Raw genomic sequence first — 25,361 nt, forward strand, 5'->3', positions numbered from 1 at the left:
CAAAAACATTAAAGTACTAGTTTTGTGACTCTAGAATGAGTAGTTTTACCTACTCATATAAATGTTCCTTGTACTGCTGTGCGCTTTTTTCCCATGTAAACCGGCTTTGAGAAGCTCTCAAAGCAATATCATTATACTCTTCTTTGCAACTATTAAATACCTTTACACATACCTTAAACTGCTCAATTAAATTAGTCCCTTGCTGCTGTATATTTTCTCCATAAAATGTAAAGCCATTAACGTTGTGTTGTACCGTATCTGCCAGTCCTCCAACAGCATTGACTAAACATGGCTGACCCGCCCTCATAGCTAGCATTTGACTGATTCCACAAGGCTCGAATGAGCTTGGCATGAGAAACAGATCCCCAAGGACGTACATCAAGTCACCAACATCTTCCCCATACCCGTTTAAGTAAAGCACATTTTCATGGCGTGCCATAACTTGTGCAAACAAATATTCTAGCTCGTGAGCACCACTACCGAGAATAATCAGTCTTCCATGCTGTTCACGCAAATATAGAGCAAGTTGATCAATGACCATATTGGTATCAACTCTTTGCGTCAGCAAGAATACTTTCTGGTTTGTTAAACGACCAACACTCGTTACCAGAGGCCCTATCATTGATGACTTTTGCCATGCGAGTAACCTTTGATGGGCTATATAGTGCACACTCTTTAGCTCAGTAGATTTTGACATCCAGTTAAAAATATTCGCTTCAGCACAACGATAAAAATCGTCCGTAGCCTTTTCCGGCAGTGCTTTTGAGTATTCACATCCATTTAAAATACCAACGAGCTTACCTTTGCCCGCTGCTATTTGCATATCATGCTCTAATCCCTCACCACCAAAAAAACCAGCCTGATGATCACTACTTCTTTGCACTTCGTGGCAGTATGTAGGGGACACTAAATGTAACTTATCACATAGACCTATCGCAGCCCTCATAGGGTTAAAGCAATGGGGGTAAAGATGGTCGCAAATCTTTTGACCATCATAACTCAAGGTGGGAAACCAAGCTTCAAGGCTAGATTCATCGCCATTGAATGGCCTGACGCCTTGTAGAGCCAAATTATGCACTGTAAAAACAGTTTTAACTTGCTTAAGCGCTGTAAACCTTGGGCTAAACTCTCGTAAAACAGCGACACAAGCGGCATGCCAATCATGTAAATGAAGCACATCAACATTGCCAATCAAACCGTGCTCGATAACTTCGCAAACAGCTGCGCTAAAAAATGCGAACTTATTTGCATCGGTGTAAAATGGCCGTCCATCATCATTACAATAAACCGCACCGCCATGTTCAGAAAATAATGAATGAGAAATCACATATTGTGATACACCATCTTCCGATTCTACCAACCACAATACGGCCGTTTCCAAATGTTGCTTAAACGGTACCGCTATATCAGCCACAAACTCTCTATTTAAGCGGGCTTCACCATAGTCAGGAACAATCACCGATGTATTGATATCCAAACGAGACAAGGCATAAGGGATGTCACGGATAACATCCGCGACACCACCAACCTTGCAATTTGGCAGCCTATCGTTCTCTGCTGCCACCATTACTACATGCATACTTTACCCTTAGGCGCTTTCTAATTTTGACTCGGTCGGTTTCTGACTTGCTTGCAAAGCTGCAAGCATATCTCTGGTCACTAGAACAATGCCCTTATTTGAAACCCTAAACCCGTTACTGCGGTCCTCCTCTGGATCGAAACCTATTCGCATTCCGGTTGGGATCTCACAACTTCTATCAATAATCGCATTTCGAATCTTACAATGCCGGTTTATTTTAACACCAGGCAATACGACTGCACCTTCTATTTCGCAATAAGAATGCACATGAACATTTGAAAATAATAGGGATTTCCGAACAATTGACCCAGATATGATACACCCACCTGAGACAGTAGAGTCCACCGCCATACCCCGTCTATTTTCATCATCAAAAATAAACTTCGCTGGCGGGAGCTGCTCCTGATATGTCCAAATAGGCCAAGATGGATCATACAAATCTAACTGTGGCTGAACTGATACCAGCTCCATATTAGCTTCCCAAAATGAGTCGATTGTTCCAACATCACGCCAATAAGGTTGACCTGGGTGGCTCGGATCTCTAAATGGGAAAGCAAACACATTATGCTCTTCAATGATGGATGGAATAATATCGTGACCAAAATCACGGCCAGAACCTTCTCTTTGCGCATCTCGCTTTAACTGCTCAAATAAGAACTCTGTATTAAACACATAATTACCCATTGAAGCCAAACATGTGCCCGGTTTGCCCGGAATAGATGTTGGCTCTGAGGGCTTCTCATCAAAACGCCTAACACGCTTACCTTCATCAACAGTCATAACACCAAATGTGTTTGCCGCCTCTTCACAGTCTACTTCGATACAGCACACCGTCATATCAGCACCCGTTTCAACGTGCTTGGCGATTAATGCTCCATAATCCATTCGATACACATGGTCACCAGATAAAATCATCACATACTTAGGCAATTCATGACGGATTATATCCATATTCTGAAATACAGCATCCGCAGTACCACAATACCATTCATCGCCATAACGCTGTGATGCAGGCAAAATCTCTACAGATTCTCCCAGTTCTTTTTTAAAATGCCCCCAAGCGCGATTAACATGTCTGATCAACGAGTGAGATTTGTACTGTGTTGCAATTCCAACTCGGCGTATTCCAGAGTTAATGCAATTAGACAATGGAAAATCAATTATTCTGTGCTTACCACCAAAATACACCGCTGGCTTTGCACGCCAATCGGTTAACTCGTGCAACCGACTGCCACGTCCACCTGCAAGGATCAATGCATAAGTGTCTCTTGTCAGGTTACTTATATAACGGTTTGCATAACTCGGCATTTCTTATCTCCATATTATTGTTCGTGGCGGTTACTGCATTGGTTTTAATCGCCAAATCTCTTCGCTGTATTGGGAAATAGTACGATCGCTAGAAAAAGTGCCACTAGCTGCTGTATTTAGAATACTCATACGATTCCACAGTGTCTTATTCGTGTAACTTTGCGCGGCCCGCTTTTGAGCATCAAAGTAACTTTCAAAATCCTGTGCAACTAACCAAGGGTCATTCGGGCTAGTAATGGATGCAATAATGTCGTTGAATAGGTTGGGCTCAAAAAGGTTAAAGTGGCCACTTTCAAGTAGTTTCATGGCATTTTTTAAGGGCGCAAATCCATCGATAATACTTGTTGGGTCATAATGCTGCCTCACTTGACAGGCCTGCTCGGCCGTAACACCAAACAAGAAAAAGTTGTCATCCCCAACCTGCTCCCTAATTTCTATATTTGCACCATCTAAAGTCCCAATTGTCACAGCCCCATTCATCATGAACTTCATGTTGCCTGTACCACTGGCCTCTTTACCTGCGGTTGAAATTTGTTGTGAAAGATCCGTAGCAGCGCAAATCGTTTCCATCGCAGTGACATTATAATTTGGTAAAAAAGCAACTCTTAAATATGGTTTTGCTGCATTGTCTTTATTGACGACATTTGCAACATTATTAATCAGCTTGATAATCAATTTGGCCATGTAATACCCAGGAGCCGCCTTACCACCAAACAATACGCATCTAGGCACCATATCTTTCACATCACCTCTGCGGATCTGATCGTATAACGCAATGACATGTAAAATATTTAATAGTTGCCTTTTGTACTCATGGATACGCTTTACTTGCACATCAAATATCATGCTTGTATCAAACTCTACATTACATCGCGTTTTAACCAGCTCAGCTAACTTAGCTTTGTTACTTTCTTTAACTTTTTGCCACTGTGTGTGAAATGCAGGCTTGTCATAGTATCTTCTGATCGCACTGATCTCTGAAAAATCCGCTTGCCACCCCTCGCCTATTTTATCTGTGATAAGATCAGCTAAATCAGGATTGCAATGCGCAAGCCACCTTCTTGGTGTCACACCGTTAGTCTTATTGTTAAACTTGTTAGGCCACAGATTATAAAAGGTGTTAAACAGTCCTGATTTAAGCAGCTCTGTGTGCAAAGCGGCCACGCCATTGACTGAGAAACTGCCTACAATTGCTAGATAAGCCATTCTGATTTGAGGTTCATGACCCTCTTCGATTAAAGAAAGTTGCCTTTGTTTTTCTACATCTCCTGGCCACATGAGTGCAACCTCAGCTAAGAAACGCGCATTAATCTCAAAAATGATTTCCATCACTCTTGGCAACAAACGACTAAACAAAGGTACCGACCATTTTTCTAACGCTTCAGGTAGCAAGGTATGATTGGTATACGCCATTGTTGATGTAGTAATTTTCCAAGCGTCATCCCACTCCATTTCATGCTCATCTAGTAACAAACGCATAAGTTCAGCAACCGCAACACTTGGGTGTGTATCGTTAAGTTGAAAAACGTGATACTGAGCAAAGTCGCTAAAATCACTACCATGCTGCTCTGTCCACTGGTGGAGAATATCTTGTAAACTGGCACTAGATAAAAAGTATTGCTGGCGAAGCCTCAGTTCTTTCCCGTTTTCACTGGCATCATTAGGGTAAAGCACCATGGTAATTTGCTCAGCAAGGTTTTTCTTAGCAACGGCTTCTGAGTAACTGCCAGCATTGAATTCTTTGAGGTTAAATTCATCTGTTGCCTCTGACTTCCATAATCTAAGCGTATTTACTACGCCATTACGATAGCCTGGTATAGGCACATCGAAAGGAACAGCTAACACATCCTGAGAATTCACCCACTGATGATGGATCCGGCCATGCTTATCGGTATGTGTTTCGACATTACCGAAGAACTTAACAGTCTTAGCTTGCTCAGGCGCGCTTAACTCCCAAGGGTGACCTTCACGTAACCATTTATCAGGCTGCTCTATTTGCACGCCATGCTCAATTGATTGATTGAACATCCCATACTCATAACGAATACCGTATCCAACCACAGGTAAAGCTAATGATGCACAACTATCTAAAAAACAGGCTGCAAGCCGACCTAAACCGCCATTACCCAATCCGGCATCATGCTCAGCAGACTCAAGCTCCTCAAGATTTGTTCCATATTCTTTAAGTGCAGATTTCACTTGTTCTTCAAGATCTAAATTCAAAATCGCATTGCCAAGGGCACGCCCCATTAAAAACTCTAATGACAAGTACGCTGCTTTTTTAGTCTTTTGCTGTGATAAATGCTGGTTTGTTGCACGGCAACGGGCTACTAATCTGTCTCTGATTGTCAATGCTAGCGCTTGAAATAAATAATGCTTTGATTCCCCAACCCGATCACGACCAAGGGTATAATAGAAATGTCGATTCAAATCATCTGCCAATGCGCTCTCATTGAGTTTTGGCGCATCTTGCCAGTGCTTAACAACACACACATTAGACTTTTTATCAGCCATTCGTGTTTTCCTCTAAGTTTGACATAAGTACCCAAGCACTTTGTCCTGTAAGACAAAAAGAGATAGGAAGTACGTCGCTGTCATTTACTTGCTCTGACGTAAACACACATTCCCAGTTACTAGAAAAAGGTGGAGTTGGTAGCGTAATAGATAAACGCTCAGTATCCGCATTTAAAATCACCATGACGGCTTTTGAGTTAAGTTTGTCAGCGAGAATATACATGAGCGTTTTATTCCCTTCATCGTGCCAATCATGTTCGTTCATCGGGCGTGTTTCTTTATTTAACCACTCGACCGAAAACCGCTCATCATCAGCGTGAACAAAGAAAGGATGTTGAAAAACACTTAATTGACTTCTCAACTTCATCAACTCAGAAATTGGTCTAATGAGTGTTTGACTCCCTTCGTATTCGGGCCAGTTTAACCAACTCACTTCATTATCTTGGCAATAAGCGTTATTGTTCCCGGCTTGACTATGTTTCAATTCTGTACCTGCAGCTATCATCGGCACTCCCTTTGACATGAACAAAGTTATCAGCGCGTTAGTCTGCATTTTGTGGCGTAACTGGATGACTTCTGAGTTATCTACATTACCTTCAAAGCCGCAGTTAAAAGAATAGTTTTCACTATGACCATCTCGGTTATTCTCGCCATTGGCCTCGTTATGCTTTTGCTCATAGCTCACCCAATCAGCCAAGCTATATCCATCGTGACTGGTCAAAAAGTTAATTGAATTGAGTGGACCACGTTGATTATGCTCAAACAAATCATTGGAACCATGGATGCGTTTAGCAAGCTCTGGCAAGGTACCACTATCCCCTCGCCAAAATCGCCTTACAATATCTCTATATTTGTCGTTCCACTCTCGCCAAGGTGAAGGGAAAGCGCCGAGTTGATACCCGCCAGGCCCTACATCCCAAGGCTCTGCAATTAATTTTACAGAGGACAAAACAGGGTCTTGCAACACTGCTTGAAAAAATGCGTGACGGCAAGAGAATCCCTCTACCGTGCGACCAAGTATGGTCGCTAAATCAAACCTAAACCCATCTACCCCCATCACTTCTACCCAATATCTCAGGCTATCCATAATGAGTTTTAATGTGATCGGGTCGTCAATATTCACCGTGTTACCACACCCTGTATCATTGATGTAAACTGATTCCGGTGAATTTATCGTTCTGTAATAGCCGTTATTATTCAGCCCCTTAAAAGACAACATCGGGCCATCAATACCGCCTTCTGCAGTATGGTTGTACACTACATCTATAATCACTTCGATTTTATGTTCATGAAACTGCCGAACCATATCTACAAATTCAGTCATATCGCCGTTCACGCAATATGCTTTGTGCGGAACAAAAAAGCTTAGAGTGTTATACCCCCAGTAATTTTGCAGCCCTTTTGTCGTTAAAAACTGCTCACTCACAAATGCATGCACTGGCAACAATTCTATGGCTGTTACACCCAAAGATTTAAGGTGCTGCAAAAATGCAGGATCAGTCAATGCCGCAAACTTCCCCACTTTCAACTTGTCAATCTGTGGGTGTAGCTGCGTAGCCCCCTTCACATGACACTCGTAAATAAACGTATCTTGCCAAGGTGTATTGGGCTTTTTCCCTGTGTAAGCTTGTACTTTGACAACTTTACATTTAGGCATATCAATAGCGTTATCTAAGCTATTAAATTCACCAACAGGCAGGTGACAATAATGCCTTTCACTCCAAGTAAAGTCCCCACTAAAATCTTTCGCATATGGATCTAGCAGTAATTTATTAACGTTAAAAAAGTGGCCATCCAAGTGATTGTATTTGCCATCTGCTCGATAGCCGTATAGTGCACCAGAAGTGAGTGAGTCAACAAAAATACTCCAGACTCCTCCCTCATGACTATGCATCTCAAGACGATTTTTTTCACACCGTCCAAACCCGTCGAACAAACACAAATAAACCTTCTCTGCATTAGGGGCGTAGACTGCAAAATTAACACCTGTGTCTGTTACCGTGCTACCAAATGGATAAGTACTGCCTTGTCGGGAGCCAATCATGTTTATGCCGATATATATTTTAAATAAATAGTACTTAGCGGCGGTATTGTAATTTCAATACTGTTGTCTAATCCATGACATGCCACAGCTTTACTCTGAACAAGTTGCTGCTTGTGTGCGACAACTTGAACGCCACTGCCGTAAAATTGCTTGTCATCAGAGTTGAAAACGACTTGATATGCCCCTTCTTTTGGTACTCCTAACCTGAAGTGGTGGAATACTTGTGGTGTAAAATGGCTAACAGCAACCAAAAGCTCTGATTGCTTTTTACCAAACCGCACAAAGCTCAGAATTGATTGCTCAGCGTTATCACAATCAATCCACCTAAAGCCAGCAGGTGATCCATCGACTTCATATAAAGAGGGGGTTGATTGGTAGACTGAATTCAGCGCTTTAACTGACTCAAAAACACCTGTGTGTGCTTCACTTTCCAATAATGACCAGTCTAACTGCTTGTTGTGATCCCACTCATCTCGAGGTGCTAATTCACTGCCCATAAACAGTAGTTTTTTGCCTGGGTGAGCAAACATAAACCCATAATAAGCGCGTAAATTAGCAAACTGCTGCCAGTCATCACCTGGCATTTTACTTAAAAGAGACCCTTTTCCATGCACAACCTCATCATGGCTAAGAGGTAAGATGTAATTTTCTGAAAAGGCATAAGCCATAGAAAAAGTCATTTCATGATGATGAAATTTTCTATGAATTGGATCTCGTTGCATAAAGCCCAAGCTGTCATTCATCCAGCCCATGTTCCATTTATAGCCAAATCCTAACCCGCCATGGTCTACGCTTTGTGTCACCCCAGGCCAAGCTGTAGATTCTTCTGCAACCATCATGGCATGTGGTGCATTTTTATAGCAAACAGCATTACTTCTCTGTAAGCAATCTATGGCGCCAAGGTTTTCTCTGCCGCCGTACTTATTAGCTATCCATTCCCCATCTTTTCTTGAGTAATCGAGATAAAGCATAGATGCGACAGCATCCACTCTAAGCCCATCTAATTGAAACTCTGACACCCAGTAATTCGCATTAGAGAGTAAATAACTCTTAACCTCGGGTCTATCATAGTTAAAAACGCAAGTGTTCCAGTCTGGATGAAATCCTTGGCGTTTGTCAGCATGCTCGTATAAATGTGTACCATCGAACCGATTTAAACCGTGAGGGTCCGTCGGGAAATGACCTGGCACCCAGTCGAGCAACAAACCAATTTCGTGTTTATGGCACACCTCACTAAAATATAAAAAATCGTCTACAGAACCGAAGCGACTGGACGGGGAAAAAAGGCCTACAGGTTGATACCCCCAAGAACCATCAAAAGGAAATTCGCTAATGGGCATCAATTGAATATGCGAAAAGCCTAAATCTTTTACGTAAGGCACAAGATCATCTGCTAACTCTCGATAAGTTAAATATCGATTTTGCTCATCAACCCTTCGCTTCCACGAGCCCAAATGCACTTCGTATATAGAAATGGGTGACTCTACATGGTTGCGCTTCATGCGCATTTCATACATTTCATCATCATAAATTGGCGCTTGAATTGTCTGCTGCAAAACACTTGCAGTGCCAGGCGCTTGTTGCATTTTTTTCGCGTAAGGATCTGCTTTTTCTAGCCTTTCTCCACTTACTGTCGTGATCGCAAACTTATAACTTGTATCTGCTGATAATCCGGGAATAAACAAATCCCAAACACCACTTGCGGGGTGAAAACGCATATAATGTTGATTAGCTTGCCAAAAGTTAAACTCACCAATAACAGAGACGCTTTTTGCATTAGGTGCCCAAACACTAAATTGCACCCCTTGCACACCACCATGCTTAATAAAGCGAGCGCCAAAGTGATCATAGCCATGCTCGAGTGTGCCCTCATTAAACAAGTACATAGCCTGTTCATCCAACGCACTAGCAAAGCTATACACATCACGAAAGTACAAAGTGCTATCTTCAAATTGTACTTTGAGACGATAATTTTCCGCGCTCAATTCTGCATCAAGTACCACAGTAAACAACTGACTGCCACAAAATCGGGTCATATTCGTTACCGTTTTACCCAAAATAACTGCTACAGATAATGCGCTTGGAATGAAGACCCGTAAAACTGTATATGTTTTTGGCCCAACCTTAACTACATGAGGTCCTAAAAAGCTAAACGGATCTGAAAATGAGCCAGCTTGTAACGCAGCCACTTGTTCCGTGTAATCCTCTGTCATTTCAACATTTTTATTTACGGTATTCATTGTTGCTTCCTGATTGCATTGAGTTGTTGAATGAAGTCTTTATGAAGTTCAAATAGCTCAACAAGCTCATGATTTAATTTTCGGCGCCAATTCGGGTACTCTGTATTTGTACCAGGTATATTTACAGGGAATTCTTGCAGGTCTAGGTCATCCAATTGAATGGCAAGCAATTGACTTGGACAGCTTGCTAACACAAGCATAACGGCCTGATATACTTCCTGACTCGAAGCGTTAATTTCTATACCTGTTATATCATGCTGATTAATCCAGCTAATTAACCGCGCTTTTTCAATACCTCTAGCATGTTTTTGATGATGGCGCTGATGCTCGTCAATCAATGCATAATCAAATTTAATATCAATGTCCGCAGCATTCCACCAGCCGTGAAATGGAGGAACATCATGATTAGCGACCATAATCAGCGCATTTTTCCTCAGTTGCTCACTGCCTTTAAACTCACCATTTTGGTTTTTCTCGAAATAGAATAGTGTGTTACCAAAAATTGCTGACTCTTCCAACGCCTGAGTTACCTCTGGCGGTACAACCCCCAGATCTTCACCTATTACAATTGAACTATGTAAGTGTGACTCTATTTTTAAAATGGCCAGCAAATATTCAAATGGATAATAGACATAACACCCAAGTTCTTGACCTTCTTTTGCAAAGCACCACCACAAACGCCTTAGTGACATCACATGATCGATACGCAGCGCACCAACTTGACTCAAATTGGAACGCACCAAAGATTTAAAATATGCAAAGTTGTTATGTTTTGCTTTTATCGGGTTCAGCGCAGGCATCCCCCAGTTTTGGCCTTGTTCAGCCCAAGGGTCGGGTGGCGCGCCTATGTTTGCCTGCTCACTAAAGCAAGCGCGATAACTTTCAAACTCAAGTCCGCCACCTGTGCAACCGACAGCCAAATCATTCACCAACCCTATTTCCATTCCTCGCGCAATACATAGTAACTGACAACGCTTAAGTTGCTCAGATGCCAACCACTGTAAAAACCATTCAAATTGACTTAGCTCTACATCCCCAAGTATTGATGTTTTTTCTTCTATAAAAGCATTTAAGGCAGTTTCTTGGCGCGCGTCCTGTTTCCAACAGTCATACAAGCTTTCAAATAAAGCGTACTTCACATTGGATGTTTGAGTGTAATCAATAAACTTGCTTGCCACTGAACGTCCATGTCCTAAATCTGCAACAGACGAGAACAGCTCAGCACATTCTTGGCCAACTATTTCTTGGATATCATCTAGTGCTATGTATAGAGGATTAATTAAGCAGCGATGAGAAGGACTATAAGGGCTCGCTTCTTCAGGTTTTGCACTAAATAGCAAATGCAATGGATTTAAAAGGATAAAATCCCCGTCATGTTGGGAAAACAGCGCTATTAACTGCTTTAGATCAGCGAAATCACCGATACCATAATTCCTATCGCTTTTCAGAGTATAAAGCTGTAACGACACACCAAGCGGCTTTTTACTGCTGTGAGATACATAGGGGTTATAGCATTGCTTTGGTACTGACCAAAGCTCAGTTACTACTTGCCCAAATGCACCTTCTATCAATAGTTCAAAATAGCCAATTGGCAATTTTCCCAGATTGACTTTTAACGCAACATATCGATTGTCAGCATGTATATAGTCTCCTACTTCCTCACACTCAGAAAGCTTAACCGTTATATCTATATTTGCCGAAGGTGCCTTTATGCTTGCTATTGAATGCTTTAAAGTCTCTGAGACCTTAATTACAAAGCTGCCGGTATCACTATCGCTCAACGTCACGGGTTCTACAACTCGTGTCCATGGCGCAATGTCTAGTTCAAAATTGAGACGGTCAACGGCATGTTTATCGTGCGGTTCAATACCACAGCATTCAATGGCAGTCTGCCTCGTTAGCGCATCAAAAACAACATGTTCGCCGTCATATTTGACAAAGTCGTAACCGATACCATGAAGGTAATATAGCTGTTGTAGTCCTTCCATTGGCAACTAAGCCAATCTTTGAGTGTCAACAATGCTATTTTCACTACCAAAGCCATTGGCAGCGTATCCATCAGCACTGTTGTCATTGTCCCATTGGTTACCATTTATCAAATATCGAAAGTGGAATTGCTTATCCGTTGGTAGCCTGTGCTTGAGCTTAAATCGCTGCTCTTTTTTATTGAACCTCATACTAATGGGTTGCCAATCGTTAAATTCTGCAACGAGTTCAACTTTTTTGGCTTCGGGGTGAGAAAATTCAAATGTGATTTCGGCTTCGTTTTTCGTTTTAAAAAAACGTTTTGTTAACATTTTTGGCTCCAAAAACCTAACTTGGTTGGTGTTCCTTGCCACAAAACTATGTCGTATAATGTATGATTACGCGAACATATTTTGTGAGAATAGTTTAGTACATAAATAAAAACTTGTACGCCTCACAACAGTGCAATACAACATACCTTTGCACCAGAAAAGTACATTTTTGGACAGAAAGCCCTTTGGTTTTTAATGCCCAACACTGTTGAGCAATTATTAGGCCAATGACTTAAAAAAGTAGATAAGAATCATTATCGTGTAAAGTGAATTATATTGATAATTGATCTTGCTCAGAGAAGTGTAAATGATTGTCCCTAAATTGAATTGAAATAATTTTGATAATTGCACTTGTAAATAAAAGCGTGTAAAAGGTTGTCATCCCTGAAGTCAAATTGATGTATACTACAGGAACATGAAGGATCCGGTTTTCGGTTAATTTTGGATTGTCTCAATCATGCAGAATGTTTTTAAAAATTTAGCTTATGCTGTTGTTAGCCTTGTAGTAATTGGTATTGCTGCAAATCTAACTTTTGCTAAACATGTCCTGAATGCGCAATCCGGGTTACTTTCTTTGCAAACTCAGATCAGCGATGTTGAGCAAGTTGAAAGATCGGCTCCTTGGTATCAATTTGTCTACTACGACCAGCAATTCGTTCGTAAGGACAATCAAACTTTTGTTATCATCGCAAATCAGCAGTCCCAATATGCCATAGCGCCGACCTCAAGAGTATTTAAGCTCGTATGGTCATCCCCTACTTTATTAATGCTTTGCTTAATCGCAGTACTGTTTTTTATTGCTCAGTTCAAAAGCAACAAAAGAGACAAAGCACAGTTAGAAGCACTCAATGCCATAAATAAAGACCTCAATGCCCTGCTCGATGGACTTGAAATTAAACATAAAGAGCTTCACTCTGGCGGTCCTGTCGCACAAATTTGTTATGCAGTTCAATCATTAAGCGATAATCTTCAACGCATAAAAATACAGTCAGATAGTCACGTCTACCAAGATAAATTGACCAAACTTATAGACCGTCATGCATATATAGAACATATTAGCGAGCAGCTGACCATTGCGGATAAAAGCAAATCCAAATGTGGATTGTTATTCATTGATTTAGATGGTTTTAAACAGGTTAATGATTCCTTTGGGCACAGTTTCGGTGATGAAATACTTATTCAGGTTTCAGGGCGATTGGAACAAGTTGTTAGACAGTTTAAGCTCAATGATGCGCATCCCGTCCATGGGCTAGACCAAAACCTTTCTCGACTAGGTGGAGACGAGTTCTCGATTTTTGTGCCCAACCTGAATGACACCAGTTTCTGTACTGAGATAGCACAAACTATCCTTAGCGAAATTGAACGAGACTTTGTGCTTGGTAACAAGCTAGTGAAAATAAGCGCCAGTATCGGAATTGCTGTATTCCCTGATAGTGCCTCTACGCCTAATGCGCTGTTGCAAATGTCAGATGTTGCCATGTATCGTGCTAAAACGGATGGTCGCGGTATATTTAGAGTCTATTCACCAGAGATGGGGAATAAAATCAGGCGCTACCACTATTTATTAGAAGAATTGAGACTTGCGATTGCCTCTCAAAATTTTCAACTTTCATTTCAACCAATTGTGCATGTTGAAGATTGCTCAATAGACTATTTTGAAGCCCTCACCCGTTGGCATCATCCCATCGAGGGGTTGATCCCACCGTCTGAGTTTATTCCAATTGCCGAAGAGTCAAATTTAATTTTAGAGCTTGGCGACTGGATATTGCTAGAGTCATGCCGACAAATGTCTGCTTGGCACAATGCTGGGATGAAAAAAGTTAAAATCTCGGTGAATGTATCCGGCATTCAGCTCAAACATAGACCTATTTACGACTGGGTTTTAGATGCACTTAATAAATCGGGACTGCCTGCTGCCTCCCTAATGATAGAAATCACCGAGTCAACACTCATAACAGCAAGTGATGAAATCATTGCTCAGCTTGAGCGTTGCCGCAGTGCCGGTGTGACTATTGCAATTGATGATTTTGGCACGGGTTTTAGCTCGTTGAGCACACTAGCTGATCTGCCAATCGATGTGATTAAAATAGATAAACTGTTTATTTCACAAGCAAAAGACAACCCTAAATACTTTAAGATTTTAAACTCTATCAGCGAGCTTGGTGCGCAGCTAGGCCTTAAAATCGTTGCAGAAGGTGTAGAGCAGCTTGATCAGTTTGAACTGGTCAAAGATATGGGGATTTGCTGTGTCCAAGGTTACCTAGTGAGTCGCCCTGAGACCTCTCGTAATGTGGGCGACAAGGTGCTCAAAGGCAATGTTAACCACATCGCTACTACTGGAACGAGTGTGTGGTTACCCAAAGCAAATTAACGTTGAAATTTAGTTTCCAGTATAACAGCTGAATTAGTTCTTTCGACGCCGTCTAAATTACCTATTTCATCCAGCAACTGGCTTAATTGCTCTAGGCTTTGCGCTTCTACAATAGCTATCATGTCGTATTCGCCGCTAATCGCATATAAAGCAGAAATATGTGAGAGCTGCTTCAGGGCAATATTAGTTTTTGCCGTGAGCTTTTGCTTGACCTTAATTGAAACATGAGCAGAAACTAGGCTACCTAAATAATCTTGACCAAAATCAATCTTATAACCCTGAATAACACCGCTTTGCTCTAACTTTTGCAATCGTGATTGCACCGTTGTTCGGGACATATCCAATAGTCTTGCTAGCTCAGAAATACTCGCCCTCGCGTTGCTTCGCAGTACAGAAATCAATCTCTCATCTTGTTTGCTAATCATTTTGCACAATACCAATGTCATTTTGACGAACATTCTACTCATTTTATACAAAATTACACTGCAAATTTTCATCGCATCACGCAATAATGTCGGAATAAGAATAGGCACATATTTTCGTGCCAAGAAGTTGAAGTTATATGAGGACGACGTCATGCAAGTGAATCGCGAATTATTCGATGAAGTAATGGTACCTAACTACAATCCATCTGCAGTTATACCAGTAAAAGGTAAAGGTGCGCGAGTTTGGGACCAAAACGGTGATGAGTACATCGACTTTGCTGGCGGTATCGCAGTAAACTGTCTAGGTCATAGCCACCCAGCATTGGTAAATGCACTGAAAGAGCAAGGTGAAAAGATTTGGCATTTATCAAATGTAATGACCAATGAACCTGCACTTCGTCTAGCTAAAAAGCTGACTGATGCGACATTTGCAGACAAAGTCTATTTTGCAAACTCTGGCGCTGAAGCAAATGAAGCAGCTTTAAAACTGGCACGTAGATTTGCTTTAGATAAATATAATGAAGAAAAAACGCAGATCATTGCTTTCAATAAAGGTTTTCACGGCCGTACTTTCTTCACGGTAACCGTCGGTGGCCAAGCAGCCTACTCTGATGGCTTTGGTCCGAAGCCACAAGATATCACTCACATTGACTACAATGACTTAGAAACATTTGCAAAAGTAATTTCTGACAAAACGTGTGCAGTTATGATGGAGCCTCTACAAGGTGAAGGCGGTATCATCTCTCCGGATATCGAGTTTGTGCAAGGTGTACGAGAGTTATGTGACAAGCACAATGCCCTGCTTATTTTTGATGAAGTACAAACAGGTGTTGGCCGTACAGGTGATTTGTACGCATACCAAGGCTTGAATGTTATGCCTGATATTTTAACAACAGCTAAAGCACTAGGTGGCGGCTTCCCAATTGGTGCAATGATCACCACAACGGATATTGCGAAGCATTTAAAAATTGGTACTCACGGTTCTACTTACGGTGGTAACCCACTTGCTTGTGCCGTTGCTGAAGCGGCTTTTGACACGGTTAATACGCCTGAAGTATTAAATGGTGTCAAAGAGCGTGAACAAATGTTCCGTGATGGCCTAAATGCAATTAACGAAAAGTACAATGTATTTAGCGAAGTGCGTGGTAAAGGCCTATTGTTAGGTTGCGTACTTAAAGGCGATTACGAAGGTAAGGCGAGAGATTTCCTAGTCGCAAGTGCAAAGCATGGCTTAATGACTTTGGTCGCTGGCACTAATGTAGTTCGTTTCACACCGTCTTTAGTGATTACTGAAGAAGAAATTAAAGCAGGTCTAGCACGCTTCGAGCTGGCTGTCGCGGATGTAGTAAACGCTTAACCTTTATGGGCGATTCGTCGCCCTAAATGATATTTTTATGCAAGTACTTAGACCTATTAGCAGCAAAGATTTTGCGGCTTTAAAAAACATCGCGGTAGAGTCAGGCCATGGTTTCACATCTTTGCCTGTCGACGACGAACTATTAGCGAGTAAGATACAACGCTCTCAAGAAAGCTTCAGTAAATCATTAAATGCGCCAATCGATGAGGGATATTTATTTGTCCTCGAAGATTTAGAAACAGGTGAAATTAGTGGTACTACAGCCATTGAGGCAGCTGTTGGGATGCAGGTCCCCCTGTATCACTACCATCAAGGCAAAACCGTTCACCACTCTAGCACCTTAAATGTGTATAACACCGTTGATATTCTATCAATATGTAATGACTACACAGGTAGTTCGGAAATCTGCACATTGTTCTTACGAGAGCAATTTAGACGCGGGTTGGCAGGTCGATTCTTGTCGCGTATTCGCTTTTTATTTATGGCTGAACATGCCGAGCGCTTTAGCGATAGAGTGATTGCTGAAATGCGTGGCGTCAGTGATGAAAACGGCCACAGCCCTTTTTGGCAATGGTTACAGGAACACTTTTTCAGTATTGAGTTTCCAAAGGCCGACCACCTAGTGGGCTTGGGCGATAAAGTGTTTATCTCTGAGTTAATGCCAAAATATCCGATTTACGCCAATTTGCTCAGCCCAGAGGCCCAATCAGTTATCGGCCATGTGCATGAAAAAACAAAACCTGCACTGCGACTGCTGCAAAAAGAAGGCTTTGAACACAGAGGGTATGTCGACTTATTTGATGCTGGCCCCACTGTCGAAGCTAGGTTAGAAAATATTCGAACCGTGCGTGAAACTCAAAACGGTACATTAGATATCGTCGAAGAGCTGCCACACAGTGAAACAACTTGGGCCCTATCCAATGGCCAACTAGCGCACTTTAGAGCCACATTTACTACTGCGGTAGTATGGAATGAACATACACAAATATTCACAATCACCTCAAAAACGGCTGAGGCATTGCAGTTAAAGCAAGGTGATAAGATCAGTGGATTTGTTTTATAAATACTAAATACGTCGTGCTTTGTCGTAACATTTACAACGCGGCCAAGCCGTTATATTAAGGAATTGTCATTATGCACAACAATGTAGATAGCTTATTTGAGAACCTTTGGAGCAACTATTTAGAAGTGACTCCATCTGCTGTAAAAGTACACGAGCTGTTAGGTTCTACTCAAAAAGATGATGTCATCAACGACCATATCGCACTACGTACTTTCAACCATGAAAAAATTGGTCTAGAAAAACTGGCTGCGCATTTTAAAGCTGTTGGTTACAAAGAGTGTGGTGAGTATCATTTTGAAGCTAAGAAATTGTATGCTAAACACTATGAGCATAGCGATCCAAGCAAGCCAAAAGTATTCATCTCAGAACTACTTTTAGAAAAGTGCTCAGAAGATCTTCAAGCAATTGTTGGCCAAATGATTGATAGCATCGATGAGAGTGCCGTCACTGCAGAAAACTTCTTGTACTCTGGTACACATTGGCAAGTGAGCCATGAAACTTATAAAAAGCTACTTGCAGAAAGCGAATATGCAGCTTGGATGTCAGCTTGGGGTTACCGTGCAAATCACTTCACAGTAAACATTAATTACCTAGCTAATTTTGAGACCATAGAAGCTGTAAACCAAGCACTTAAAGATGCTGGTTTCGCTCTAAATACATCAGGTGGTGAAATCAAAGGTTCACCTGAAGTACTACTTGAGCAATCTTCTACACTTGCTGATCACCACCCTGTTGAGTTCTCTGACGGCAAGTTCGAAATCCCAAGTTGCTTCTACGAGTTCGCCCTGCGTTACAACAAACCTGATGGTGAATTGTACACGGGTTTCGTAGCAGCTTCTGCAGATAAAATCTTCGAAAGTACCAACGCAAGATAAATACCTTGTGTTGATATGAATTGAAGTAAACTAACTTAAACACCCAAAGCAGCCAATGGCTGCTTTTTTATTGCGCTTAAATGAGTTAAGCGGTAGATTAAATGAGGCAATTTAAAGTCGCTCAAGCATATTTTTGAGTACCCACAAGGAGTGAGGTCACCGTGTATACTATTTTGTCCCCACCACCAACGCTTGCCCCCTATGTTATCAATTATTGGTATGCAAGTTCCCAAAGCCTATTGCCTCAAGCATTACACAGTGACGGCTGTATTTCGATTTTATTTGTTATATCAGGTAAATCAAAAATGGGCACTACAAGCCTGAATCAAAATGCTTACTTCATCGGCCCACAGACTAAAACAACCATATGGCACTTTGAAAAAGACGTGCAAAACCTCATTGGTGTTAGGCTCACACCATTGGGCGCCAAAAACTTCACCGCTATGCCGCTCAAAGAATCAAAAAATTTGTGTATTGAATTATTAGACGCAATCCCAATTGATCAGGTCTTACTTAATAAAATTCGCCAAGAAGGTGCCTCTATTTCAGATAAAATTGAGCATATTTCTCAGTGGCTTGAACAGCAATTCAAAAATTTAAATCAACCACTTCCCAACATTTTAGAAACCATTACCAAAGAGATCCAACTATCACCAAGATCAATAAAGCTGGCTGATATTTATGACACCCTACATATTAATAGCCGACGAGCCGAAAGAGCCTTTGATCAAGCGCTAGGCATGACGGCTAAAGAGTATGCAACCCTTGTAGAAGTATCGAAAGCGAGAAACTTGCTCAAACAAAAACCGACATGCTCTTTAACTGATATAGCCTATGAACTTGAATATACTGATCAATCTCACTTCACGCGGCAATTTAAAAAAGTGATGAACATAACGCCAAAGCAATATAAACAGAGGATCTCAATGTGAGCCAAATTGATATAGATAATCAACAAACAACACAGTCCCCCTCTTTAAAACACATCAATGAATATCCAGCTATTGATAATAAAAAAGCGTATAAACAGGCGCTTAAATATTGGCAAAATGAGTTACTTCATGTTCAGCAAGCCTATTACCATCAAGGGCAAAGAGCTGTTATCGTTTTTGAAGGCTGGGATGCAGCAGGAAAAGGCGGCGCAATCCGCCGCGTTACTGAAAAACTCGATCCCCGTGGCTACCAAGTTTACCCAATTGCCGCGCCCAGAGACGATGAGCAAGGCAGGCATTATTTATATCGATTCTTCAACAAACTTCCTAAGCAAGGCACTCTGACTATATTTGACCGCTCCTATTACGGCAGAGTGTTAGTAGAACGAATTGAAGGTTATGCGTCAGATGCACAATGGCAACGCGCTTATCGTGAAATCAATGAATTTGAGCAGCTTTTGCTCGACGATAACATTAAAGTCATAAAACTGTTTTTACATATAAGTAGTGACGAGCAACTAAAACGATTCTCTGAACGGTTAAATAACCCTTACAAACGTTGGAAATTAACCGAAGAAGATATCAGAAATAGAAACAAACGCACTGAGTATGAAACCGCCATCGATGATATGTTTGTAAAAACACATACCTCTGGCGCCCCATGGTCGGTCATTGTTGGCGATCATAAATGGTTTGCTCGTGTGGAAGTACTTAAAGCACTTACTAAAGCATTGAGCAAAGGTATGCAGATTGAACCACCTCCGATAGACGCAAATATTGTAGCGCTTGCAGAGCAACAACTCGGAATAAAGCACAAGAGGACGTAAAATGAATCGTGAGAACCTACTTACATCTTACTTCGAACGCCATGACGGTATGGTGCCATCTTTAGAGTTAAACAAGCATGAAAAAATGGCAGGTAGCGCGTTTCATTTTTTCCGTGGTACCGCGCCACTGATGTACAGTGATCTATTTGATGGCGTTATTGATTTACCTACGTCAGTGTATGAAATCCCCGTTACCACGATTATGGGAGATTGTCATACCAGTAACTTCGGGTTTTTGAGTGAAGAAGGCTCGCACGGTGAAACCTTAGTTTTTACACCTAATGACTTTGATGATGCTTGCATAGGCCATGCAATTTGGGACATATTCCGGTTTCTAGTAAGTCTCAATTTAGCACAGCAAAGTGGCGCTGCTTTTAGAGAATCAAGCGACTCTATGAACATAAAGCAAAAACCAGTTGTGCTTACTGAGCAAATACCTCAAGCGCAAATGACTTTCTTACAGCACTATGTTGAAACCTGCCAAGCTTCCATCCGCGGAGAAAATAACAGCCAAAGTGCGCTAACGCATTTTGATAAAGACCACATACTTCACAAACGGTGGCAAAAAGGCTTGCAAAGACTCGTAGGAGGATCTGCATTCACTGTAAAAAGTACTTTAGCAAAAGATGTAGAACTGACCGCGTACCCCCTGAAGTTTAAACCAGACCCACTAAAGTTCGAAGCCATTCATAGCGACATTAAAACCAACCTTATTGAGCAGTTCAGACCTTATGTCGATGACGACATCATAGACTGTGTAGAACGATTGGATGCAGGCACTGGCAGCAACCACTTGAAGCGTTACTATTTATTAGTCGGGCCCAAAGAGCAAAAGGAACCTGAGCTATATCACATCGTAGAAATTAAACAGCAAGCTTTAGCGGCACCGTTGCACTACTTTAAAGAGTTGAGTCCAGTAAACCGCCTCAATCACGCCCACTTAACGGTCAACTGCCAACGACAAATGCAGCGAAGACCAGACCTAATAATTGATGATGCACTGTGGCAAGGATTACATTGGTTAGTTCGCTCCCGCCATCACGCACGAGTCGGTATTGATCCCGAGCATATTACCCTTGGCAAGCGTGCGGCACAAAGGAATGGTTTCGAGCAATATGCGCAAAGCTGCGCACAAGTACTCGCTTATGCGCATATGAGAGGCGACCGGCGTTCAATGAACTATCAAGAGCATTGCATAACCGCCCTGCCACCACTGTTTACAAAACTTGTCGAAAAAGCAAATCAATATGCACAGCAAGTAAATGAAGACTGGGAATTATTCAAGGCACTCAGAAAGTAGCTTTTTTGGAATATCGACAACAAGACCATCATTGGCCAGAATAAGCTCTCCACAAAAATGTGTGTGAGCTTCCTCTTGTAAATTATCCAACAACCCGGGGCCATGATAGCGGACACTAAAGTGCGTTAAGATTAATAGAGGTAGATTAGATTTATTAGCAAACTCCGCAATACGTTTAGCATCACTGTGTCCAGTGTGATGACCAACTTTTTTTAAATCTTTATGAGTAAATGTTGCCTCATGCACCAGTGCGTCGACATCACCTATAAATTCTTTTAACAGACTCGGCCTTTCGTTATCACCGCAAACAATCACTTTGCGTGGCAGCCAGCTATCAAAAGCATATTTTTTGGACTCCAGCTTTTGCCCCTGATAATCAGCGTCTACGCCTTTTTGCAACTGATTGTAGTGAGACCCTGTCTCAATTCCATCTTTTTTTAACAAATTAATCTTTAGCTTTTTAGGAATTTGCGTCTCAGTGACTTTAAAACCAAAACTAGGTACTCGGTGTTTTAATGTAATAACCTCTAGGTGACAAAACCCAATATTTAGAGATGTGCTGTTAAGGTGTTCAATGGCACAGGTTTTAAGATCAAAAGGCAACGTTAAGTCAGTCAATGAAAAAGTGGCATGCAAAAACTCAATCACTTTTTTGGGGGCGACTAAATAGACAGGCTGCTTTCTACCAGACATCGCCATAGAAGCCAATAAACCGGGTAACCCATAACAATGATCGCCATGAACATGGCTAATGCAAATTAAACTCAGTTGATACAAGGTTAATTTCGATTTTAGTATTTGATGCTGAGTGCCCTCACCACAATCAACCAACACCCACTCTTTTGACTTTTCAAACTTCACGGCCGTTGCTGATACATTGCGAAAAGTTGACGGGCTTCCAGACGAAGTCCCCAAAAACTCCAATTGCATAACTGACTAAAATCCATAATGATAATACTACAACATCCAGTTTAAGTGATATCGCTCGTTAGCTAAAGGATTAATCTATGCATCACACTTCAGAATATCAAATTCTTGTCGTCGACATACAAACACGTTTTCAGCCCCATATTCGAATATATTCTGAACTTGTAAATACAACGGGAAAGCTTTTAACAGCGGCTGAGCTATTATCAATACCGGCGTTAATATTTGAACAATATCCAAAAGGTCTTGGGCATACAGATCCTGCACTGACACAATTCCAAATCGAGTGTCATGAAAAGACCACTTTTAGCGCTCTAAATGACGCGTCAGCAAAAGAAGCAATCAGCCTAGACCCTGCTGTCACTAAAATTGTCGTTGGCATTGAAGCCCATGTTTGTGTTTATCAAACGGTAAGGGATTTATTAACATTGCAGCAGCCAGTCATCGTCGTGGCTGATGCAATAGGCTCTAGGGACACTCAGAACAAAACATGGGCGATTGAACAACTAAGACATGATGGTGCCGTGATCATGAGCTTAGAAAGCTTGCTCTTTGACATCCTTAAGGATGCAAAACATCCGCAGTTTAAGTCCGTATCAAAACTGATCCGTTAGTTAGTGCAGCCAGTAAAAATAAATATAAATATGCAACTTGCACTGAGATATGAAAAACGAGCTTAACAGTAACCTTATTTTGAAGGTATATGAACACATAAGGCAACAAGGTCAAGAGTATGAAGAGGGAAAGCAATTCGAGGGGATAACAGCGTTCTCAGATCCTGATGGTTATACAATTTATTTGAAAGGCAGCGGTGTTTTTTTACGCTTCGGTTTTCACAATACATATCAATTTAATTACGACAAAGAATCGCAAAAAGCTGACTTCATGAAAAAGGTTCATTACATAGCGAGTATGCTGGATGAATAGAAATAGGAACAGAAGTAGAAGCAGATCAAGCTCGAGTTCATCACACACTTACATGGAACAAGTCATCTCAGCGCTAAGACAAAACCCAGCAGCCGTTGAGATTATAAAAGCGAATTGCCAACACTATCAGTCACAGGCATATCTAAAAAAAGGACTTAAACGCACCATCGAACACCTAGAGTGGGTACTTGCGGCGGATAACGATATTGAGCGAATTTGCACTCAAATTATGGCTGATGATCATATCGGTGGAAAATTCAGACAATATCCCTTGTTATTCAAAGGAGTAAATTCAGTACATAACGAATAAAAAATTAACAATAAAAACCATTCAACTGAATAGACTAATAATTACCCACCTAAAACCAAGTACTTACTTACATCAAAAGCATAAGCTGCTCTTTATCACTGATACTTGTAATTTTATCTCATTTTCACCTCGAGTTAACTTTTATAAATGACCACTGAATGAAAAAGTGATATGGTATGCCGCATTTTTTGGAACCGAGAAAACTTGCTATGTCGAATGCAGTAGAGACGAAAGCGAATAAAAACTCTCAATCGCCAGAACAACAAAGCGGCTTATTCAATCGCTTTTTGGCAACCGTTGAGTTTTTAGGGAATATGCTCCCACACCCAATCACCCTTTTTGCAATGTTATGTGTTGCAATTGTGGTCTTCAGTGGCATTGCCGACTGGATGGGCTTGAGTGCAATTGACCCTCGCCCAGAGGGAGCTAAAGGACGTGATGCTGACGGTGTCATTGAAGTTGTAAGCTTAATGAGCGCAGAAGGCTTACAAAAAATTATGACTGGTCTTGTCACTAATTTCACTGGATTCGCACCACTTGGTACTGTGTTAGTTGCATTACTAGGCGTGAGTGTTGCTGAACACTCTGGCATGCTATCAGCTGCCATGCGCGGCATGGTTATGGGCGCTTCTAAACGCCTTGTGACCTTTATGGTGGTGTTTGCAGCTATTTTATCAAACACAGCATCAGAACTCGGTTATGTCGTACTTATCCCACTCGCTGCGATGATATTCCATAGCTTAGGTAGACATCCACTGGCTGGTCTTGCAGCCGCTTTTGCAGGTGTATCCGGTGGTTATAGTGCGAACCTATTACTAGGTACAATCGACCCATTACTAGCAGGTATCACAACCCCTGCAGCTCAAATGATAGACCCAACTTACCATGTAGGACCTGAGGCAAACTGGTACTTCATGATGATTTCTGTATTCTTAATCGCCATTGTTGGTACTTTGGTGACAGAAAAAATCGTTGAGCCACGCCTTGGCAAATACAACCCAGATGATGCAAGCGTTGACCTATCTGAAAACAACATTGAGCATTTAACTGATAAAGAAAAAAGTGGTTTAAAGTGGGCGGGTGTTTCTCTACTGATCGTATGTAGCATTTTAGCACTCACCATCGTACCTGAAGACGGCATTTTGCGTCACCCAGAGACTGGCGCTGTAGCTGGCTCTCCATTCTTGAAAGGGATTGTTGTTCTTATCTTTGTTACTTTTGCTATCCCAGGTTTCGTATATGGCCGTGTTGTAGGCACGATGAAAACAGACAGAGACGTGATTGATGCCATGAGTAAGAGCATGAGCTCTATGGGCATGTATATCGTGCTTGTCTTCTTCGCAGCACAATTTGTAGCATTCTTTAAATGGACAAACCTTGGTACTATCCTAGCGATCAACGGTGCAGCATTACTTCAAGCTTTGAACCTAACAGGTCCAGAAGTATTCATCTTATTCATCATGATGTGTGCAATGGTTAACTTATGTTTAGGTTCATCTTCAGCGCAGTGGGCTGTTACTGCACCTATCTTTGTACCAATGTTGATGCTTGTTGGCTATGCACCAGAAACCATTCAAGCTGCATACCGTATCGGTGATTCAGTTACTAACCTGATCACACCAATGATGAGTTACTTCGGGCTTATCTTAGCCGTTGCAACAAAATACAAAAAAGACATGGGTATTGGTACATTAGTCGCGACTATGTTGCCTTACAGCATGTTCTTCTTCGTTGGCTGGGTTGCACTATTTTATATTTGGGTATTCGGTTTCGGTCTACCAGTAGGACCAAACTCACCGATATATTACACCCCTTAATTAATAAAAAGAGCATTTTTGCAGCTGCAAAAGTGCTCTTTTTATCTTCAAAATTCCTTCAAAAAGCCCTTTAATTATATTTTTCATTATTTTTATCCCCTATCACTAAATTTATACACAACATTCCTATTTAAGGTAAAATCATTAACGGCAGAGAAACTCAAGGTTAAACTTGTTAACTCACTTTGGGCAATTTAAATTTTTGAATAAAAATACGTCATTGTATTTGTTATTATTCCAATGCTGTC

At 41.4% G+C, this 25,361-nt stretch carries 20 protein-coding genes; 11 read left to right on the top strand and 9 right to left on the bottom strand.

Annotated elements, in window-relative coordinates:
* Positions 1-49: 49 nt before the first annotated feature.
* From AC2CZC_RS24420 to AC2CZC_RS24450, 7 genes are read right to left on the bottom strand one after another with little or no spacing between them, the layout of a single operon-like run.
* Positions 50-1,579 (bottom strand): glycogen synthase, encoded by a 1,530-nt coding sequence (locus AC2CZC_RS24420; protein ID WP_484584978.1) that lies wholly within the window; start codon positions 1,577-1,579, stop codon positions 50-52.
* 9 nt (positions 1,580-1,588) lie between these two features.
* The gene (glgC, locus tag AC2CZC_RS24425; protein ID WP_484584979.1) at positions 1,589-2,887 is read right to left on the bottom strand and encodes a glucose-1-phosphate adenylyltransferase; all 1,299 of its coding nucleotides are present in this window, start codon (positions 2,885-2,887) and stop codon (positions 1,589-1,591) included.
* Positions 2,888-2,917: 30 nt separating this feature from the next.
* Positions 2,918-5,401 carry a glycogen/starch/alpha-glucan phosphorylase gene (locus tag AC2CZC_RS24430; protein WP_484584980.1) on the bottom strand — a complete coding sequence of 828 codons (2,484 nt, stop codon included), beginning with the start codon at positions 5,399-5,401 and terminating at the stop codon, positions 2,918-2,920.
* Positions 5,394-7,445: a glycogen debranching protein GlgX gene (glgX, locus tag AC2CZC_RS24435; protein ID WP_484584981.1), complete on the bottom strand. Its 2,052-nt coding sequence runs from the start codon at positions 7,443-7,445 to the stop codon at positions 5,394-5,396. Before glgX ends, AC2CZC_RS24430 begins: the two co-directional genes overlap by 8 nt.
* A gap of 2 nt (positions 7,446-7,447) precedes the next feature.
* Positions 7,448-9,685, bottom strand: coding sequence for a 1,4-alpha-glucan branching protein GlgB (gene glgB, locus AC2CZC_RS24440; protein ID WP_484584982.1), 2,238 nt, complete (start codon positions 9,683-9,685; stop codon positions 7,448-7,450).
* Positions 9,682-11,673, bottom strand: coding sequence for a 4-alpha-glucanotransferase (malQ, locus tag AC2CZC_RS24445; protein WP_484584983.1), 1,992 nt, complete (start codon positions 11,671-11,673; stop codon positions 9,682-9,684). The genes glgB and malQ overlap by 4 nt, the downstream gene beginning before the upstream one ends.
* 6 nt (positions 11,674-11,679) lie before the next feature.
* Positions 11,680-11,982, bottom strand: a complete 303-nt coding sequence (locus tag AC2CZC_RS24450; RefSeq protein ID WP_063363692.1) for an isoamylase early set domain-containing protein — start codon at positions 11,980-11,982, stop codon at positions 11,680-11,682.
* 457 nt (positions 11,983-12,439) lie between these two features.
* On the opposite strand from AC2CZC_RS24450, the gene AC2CZC_RS24455 reads away from it, so the two are divergent.
* A complete protein-coding gene (locus tag AC2CZC_RS24455; RefSeq protein WP_484584984.1) occupies positions 12,440-14,353 on the top strand; it encodes a putative bifunctional diguanylate cyclase/phosphodiesterase in 1,914 nt (637 codons plus the stop codon).
* Here AC2CZC_RS24455 and AC2CZC_RS24460 read toward each other — a convergent pair.
* On the bottom strand, positions 14,350-14,778 hold the full coding sequence (locus tag AC2CZC_RS24460) for an Lrp/AsnC family transcriptional regulator (RefSeq protein ID WP_063363762.1): 429 nt from the start codon (positions 14,776-14,778) through the stop codon (positions 14,350-14,352). The genes AC2CZC_RS24455 and AC2CZC_RS24460 overlap by 4 nt on opposite strands.
* A gap of 151 nt (positions 14,779-14,929) precedes the next feature.
* Here AC2CZC_RS24460 and AC2CZC_RS24465 point away from each other — a divergent pair, with 151 nt between their 5' ends.
* The 6 genes from AC2CZC_RS24465 (at position 14,930) to AC2CZC_RS24490 (ending at position 21,132) form a co-directional block, all read left to right on the top strand.
* A complete protein-coding gene (locus AC2CZC_RS24465) occupies positions 14,930-16,135 on the top strand; it encodes an aspartate aminotransferase family protein (RefSeq protein ID WP_484584985.1) in 1,206 nt (401 codons plus the stop codon).
* Positions 16,136-16,172: 37 nt separating this feature from the next.
* Positions 16,173-17,198: an arginine N-succinyltransferase gene (astA, locus tag AC2CZC_RS24470; RefSeq protein WP_063363689.1), complete on the top strand. Its 1,026-nt coding sequence runs from the start codon at positions 16,173-16,175 to the stop codon at positions 17,196-17,198.
* A gap of 71 nt (positions 17,199-17,269) precedes the next feature.
* Complete coding sequence (locus tag AC2CZC_RS24475) at positions 17,270-18,073, top strand: 2-oxoadipate dioxygenase/decarboxylase family protein (RefSeq protein WP_484584986.1); 804 nt, start codon at positions 17,270-17,272, stop codon at positions 18,071-18,073.
* 161 nt (positions 18,074-18,234) lie between these two features.
* Positions 18,235-19,005, top strand: coding sequence for a helix-turn-helix domain-containing protein (locus AC2CZC_RS24480; protein ID WP_484584987.1), 771 nt, complete (start codon positions 18,235-18,237; stop codon positions 19,003-19,005).
* 5 nt (positions 19,006-19,010) lie between these two features.
* Entirely contained in the window at positions 19,011-19,832 is an 822-nt protein-coding gene (locus AC2CZC_RS24485) for a polyphosphate kinase 2 family protein (RefSeq protein ID WP_484585774.1), read from the top strand.
* 1 nt (position 19,833) lies between these two features.
* A complete protein-coding gene (locus AC2CZC_RS24490; protein WP_484584988.1) occupies positions 19,834-21,132 on the top strand; it encodes a DUF2252 family protein in 1,299 nt (432 codons plus the stop codon).
* Here AC2CZC_RS24490 and AC2CZC_RS24495 read toward each other — a convergent pair.
* Positions 21,109-22,062, bottom strand: coding sequence for a ribonuclease Z (locus AC2CZC_RS24495; RefSeq protein WP_484584989.1), 954 nt, complete (start codon positions 22,060-22,062; stop codon positions 21,109-21,111). The genes AC2CZC_RS24490 and AC2CZC_RS24495 overlap by 24 nt on opposite strands.
* Before the next feature lie 77 nt (positions 22,063-22,139).
* Between AC2CZC_RS24495 and AC2CZC_RS24500 the strand changes: the two genes are divergently transcribed.
* The 4 genes from AC2CZC_RS24500 (at position 22,140) to AC2CZC_RS24515 (ending at position 25,113) form a co-directional block, all read left to right on the top strand.
* Positions 22,140-22,673: an isochorismatase family protein gene (locus AC2CZC_RS24500; protein ID WP_484584990.1), complete on the top strand. Its 534-nt coding sequence runs from the start codon at positions 22,140-22,142 to the stop codon at positions 22,671-22,673.
* A gap of 49 nt (positions 22,674-22,722) precedes the next feature.
* Complete coding sequence (locus AC2CZC_RS24505; protein ID WP_484584991.1) at positions 22,723-22,986, top strand: DUF3081 domain-containing protein; 264 nt, start codon at positions 22,723-22,725, stop codon at positions 22,984-22,986.
* A gap of 52 nt (positions 22,987-23,038) precedes the next feature.
* The gene (locus AC2CZC_RS24510; protein ID WP_484584992.1) at positions 23,039-23,296 is read left to right on the top strand and encodes a hypothetical protein; all 258 of its coding nucleotides are present in this window, start codon (positions 23,039-23,041) and stop codon (positions 23,294-23,296) included.
* 209 nt (positions 23,297-23,505) lie between these two features.
* Complete coding sequence (locus AC2CZC_RS24515; RefSeq protein WP_063363761.1) at positions 23,506-25,113, top strand: AbgT family transporter; 1,608 nt, start codon at positions 23,506-23,508, stop codon at positions 25,111-25,113.
* The last annotated feature ends 248 nt before the right edge of the window (positions 25,114-25,361 follow it).

The organism is Pseudoalteromonas sp. MMG033 (genome assembly GCF_057197785.1).